This is a genomic window from Vibrio sp. HS-50-1 (assembly GCF_024747315.1).
GTDB lineage: Bacteria > Pseudomonadota > Gammaproteobacteria > Enterobacterales > Vibrionaceae > Vibrio > Vibrio diabolicus.
This window is the reverse complement of sequence record NZ_JAMPZF010000046.1, coordinates 1-3,576: the sequence shown is the minus strand read 5'-3', so window position 1 is coordinate 3,576 and position 3,576 is coordinate 1. Positions and strand designations below refer to the sequence as shown.

Here is a 3,576-nt window from a genome sequence, read left to right as displayed (position 1 = left end):
ATGCCCGAACTCATTGTGTATTCTGGATGTCCTGTGTGCTCATCCAATTGTTCACTCACGACTTTAAAGCCTTGAGATAAATAGAATAGATAGCTAGCCTGATTTTCCTTGTATACAGAAAGATTTAATTCCGCCCGCTGAGTTTTAGCATGACTCAATAGTTGCTTCCCAATGCCTTTACCTTGAAGCTCAGGAGAGACAAATATTGCAGCTAGGCTATTTTCATATAGTGCGTAAAACCCGACTACTTTCGACTCAGCTTCGTAAACGTAAGTTTCTGAAGCTGGAATGTAGAAGCTACGCATGTTTTCTACTTGAGATTCCCAAAACTCAGCCGAAATGAAATCGTGAGCTGTAACTGACGCTTTAAGCCAAATTTCAAGAACTGAATCCATGTCATTTTCGTTGTACTTTCTTATCATTTAAAGCTCTCAATAGCCGAATTTATCGGGACAATATAACGCCGCATTAAGGTGTGAGCAACGCTACCACGAAACTTAACCATACCACCGTAAACACAAAACCCAACGATGGAATGAAAAATGCCAAGCGTTGGGAATCACTCTTAAATGCTTTGTTATGCTCGTGCCAGTTTACCTATGTTTTCCTTAATATAGTCATCCATTTTCTGTGGAAGCAATTGATCGTTTATACGGATGACCGCACACAAGAGATTTTCTCTGATAGCAGAACGAGGACGCCCATCTTCTGCACAGTCAATAGCTACCAATATTTCACCTAGAATATTCAGTAACTCTTCAAGATCGAAGTTGTGGTCTCTTGTGTTGTCATATACGACCGTTTCCATTACGCGGTGATAGGTTTCAGAATTATTAGGGTGACAAGGACAGTGACACCATTTTTCCCCCTCAAACGGGTGAATGTGAGTCCATGTATAGTCGTCATTGTCATGCGTTATTCCGATGCCAGCGTTGTCTATTTCAGGGAACCAATCACCATGCAATTCGTCATTTGGACAATTGTCTATGAAATGGCGCTCTACGACATAAACTCCAAGATCTTTGCTAATGACCCCGAAGTGATGATTATATATATCTTGAAGTTTTTGCTTAGTCAGCCAGTTGGGAGTGGTGTCATCCCAAAACAGGCTACCCTCCGCATCATCTGTACCAGTGATGACCTCAATAATTTGTTTTCTCAAAGTCACATAAAAGCTAAATATGTCCATACTTTTCTCTTAGAGCATAACGCCCTGTTAAGGTGTGAGCAACGCAATACCGATGCCGCCGCATACCACCTTAAACACCAAACACAACGCATAGTAAAAATGCCACGCGTTGCGAATCACTCTTAAACAGTTTGTTAAGTTTCAGTTTGCTGCACAAACTCATTGTAGAATTTCATTGCATCCTCTTCAGAGCCCAAAGCGGTGCTGATAAGCATTTGCAAGCTCCACAAACGTCCTGGAACGACTTCATCTAAGTCTAAGTCTAAGTCAGCAGGATAACTCTCAGGGTCGATGGCCATTTCTAGGTTTACAAACCACCAAATTTCTATCTTCCGCAATAAGCCCACCATATCATCAAAGCTTTTTGCCACATCAAAGTCGCAGCCTTGGGAAGCGAACTTAAATAGTTCATGCGTCAGTTCATTACGATGACGTTTAATACGCTCATATACTTCAATATCAGCGTCATCAATAGCGTCATGTTGCTTTAACCATAAAAGTGAAGCATAAGTTCGACTACGGTTTAGCTTTAAAACTTTGAGCTTATAATCATCGCTAACAAGTGGGCCGTTTTCATCAAAGCCATTTGTAAAGAACTCTCTAATTTTATCTTCGATACTACTTTTTAGCATCTCGAATGCCATCGAGTGTACAGAAGCCGTGATTATATTGTTCTTGAGCGACACTGGATTGAGGAATCTTTCCCATGACGCTTTTACTTCTTTATCCATTCCACCTGAACTCCAATGAAACTTAACGCCTTGTTAAGGTGTGAGGCACGCAATACCTAAGCTGCCGCATACTGCCTTAACCACAAAAACTAACGCATAGTAAAAATGCCACGCGTGCCGAATCACTCTTGAACAATTTGTTAGGCGATGACTTTTAGCAACCTAATAACCTCGAACAGCGAATACAACGCCGCAAAATATAAAAAGAACAATAAACCACAAAATTGCAGGCATCGGATTTCCATTTTTGGCTTCAGACGCTAGATATGAATTGAACTCTTTTTTACTTTGTCTTCTGCCGTGTTTCGTGGACAAATTATGCTGCCCTAACGGTGTAGTTCCCGACTCAACGTATTGTTTCGCTGACGCTAGTGTTGGTACAGGTCCGAAGTCATGAGAACCGTTAGCATCAAGCACAAACCAGCCCGAACCTTGTTTTACGATAAACCGTCCATCATCCACCGAGTACTGCCCTGCTTGGATTCTAGTTACTTTAGCCAATATTATCTCCTAGTCGCCTAACGCCTTGTTAAGGTGTGAGGCACGCAATACCAAAGCCCCCGCATGCCACCTAACCACTAAAACCAACGCATAGTAAAAATGCCACGCGTGCCGAATCACTCTTGAACAATTTGTTATGCGCGTTCTCCACGATTGAACGCAACTACAGTAGCGCGTAATTTAGTCAGCTTAAACTCTGTAAGTAACACTGTAACAAAAGACAATATAGAAACGGAGATAAGTGCAATATTTATCAAAGCATTACCACTAAACTCATAAATACCTGACAGACCAATAAATAGCAAAAGACAGGCAATTATCGATAGAATCGAATCATTAGTTTTCACTTTATACTCATCATCAGGTATATCTTTTATTATCGAAACCGGATTTGAAAGCCCGTCAAGCCGAACTGCAATTTTTCCTTTTTTAATTTTGACTTTTAGGCCAGAACTTCTTAACGAATTAGCTAAATCTTCCATGATTGATTATCTCCATTTCTGCGAGCGCATAACGCCGCATTAAGGTGTGAGCAACGCTACCACGAAACCTAAACATACCACCGTAAACACAAAACCCAACGATGACACCAAAAATGCCAAGCGTTGTGAATCACTCTTAAATGCTTTGTTAGTTGTTTACTTCAGCAGCTAGTTGTTCTTTGATTTCTTTCAACTCTTCTTCTGTGTGCTTATCTAAAAATGCCAAATGTGGTGAGTAGGTCATCGCTTTGAAAAGATAAATGAAGCCAATAAAATAGCCTGCGAGTCCAAAAGCAGGCAACAATGATTCAGCAACTAAGCCAAAAGCAACAAAGAGAACCGCTTTCATGATGTAATGAAAGGAACTGAACATCATCAAAGTTAGAACATTAGAAAGTTCGTTCCTATCGTTATCGATATAGGCACCAATTAGTGCTACTTTCTGGCTAGCTAGAACCTCATTATTTGTACGACTATACTTTTCCCATTTAGAAAAGAAAAATCTCACTATTTTTTGCCCTAAGAAAGATGTGATCGCGAATAATGCTGAACCAAGAGCCCCTTGTACAATTACTGGCCAAGCTGTAATCGTATCTATGATGTTCATTGTTTACCTCAGTAATTTTATGATATGCAATACCTATTATACCTTCAATGTATCAAGACCTAAACA

The 3,576-nt window shown here is 40.3% G+C and carries 6 protein-coding genes; all 6 read right to left on the bottom strand.

Features of this window, described 5'->3' with window-relative positions:
* A partial coding sequence (locus NDJ01_RS19345) for an N-acetyltransferase (RefSeq protein WP_258587166.1) occupies positions 1–422 on the bottom strand: 422 nt, incomplete at its 3' end.
* A 155-nt stretch (positions 423–577) separates the two neighbouring features.
* Positions 578–1,189: a hypothetical protein gene (locus NDJ01_RS19340; protein WP_258587165.1), complete on the bottom strand. Its 612-nt coding sequence runs from the start codon at positions 1,187–1,189 to the stop codon at positions 578–580.
* A gap of 134 nt (positions 1,190–1,323) precedes the next feature.
* Positions 1,324–1,920 carry a hypothetical protein gene (locus NDJ01_RS19330; RefSeq protein ID WP_258587164.1) on the bottom strand — a complete coding sequence of 199 codons (597 nt, stop codon included), beginning with the start codon at positions 1,918–1,920 and terminating at the stop codon, positions 1,324–1,326.
* 162 nt (positions 1,921–2,082) lie between these two features.
* Complete coding sequence (locus tag NDJ01_RS19320) at positions 2,083–2,421, bottom strand: hypothetical protein (RefSeq protein WP_258587162.1); 339 nt, start codon at positions 2,419–2,421, stop codon at positions 2,083–2,085.
* 134 nt (positions 2,422–2,555) lie between these two features.
* A complete protein-coding gene (locus tag NDJ01_RS19310) occupies positions 2,556–2,903 on the bottom strand; it encodes a hypothetical protein (RefSeq protein ID WP_031781294.1) in 348 nt (115 codons plus the stop codon).
* A 148-nt stretch (positions 2,904–3,051) separates the two neighbouring features.
* Complete coding sequence (locus NDJ01_RS19305; protein ID WP_021823391.1) at positions 3,052–3,510, bottom strand: hypothetical protein; 459 nt, start codon at positions 3,508–3,510, stop codon at positions 3,052–3,054.
* Positions 3,511–3,576 lie beyond the last annotated feature (66 nt).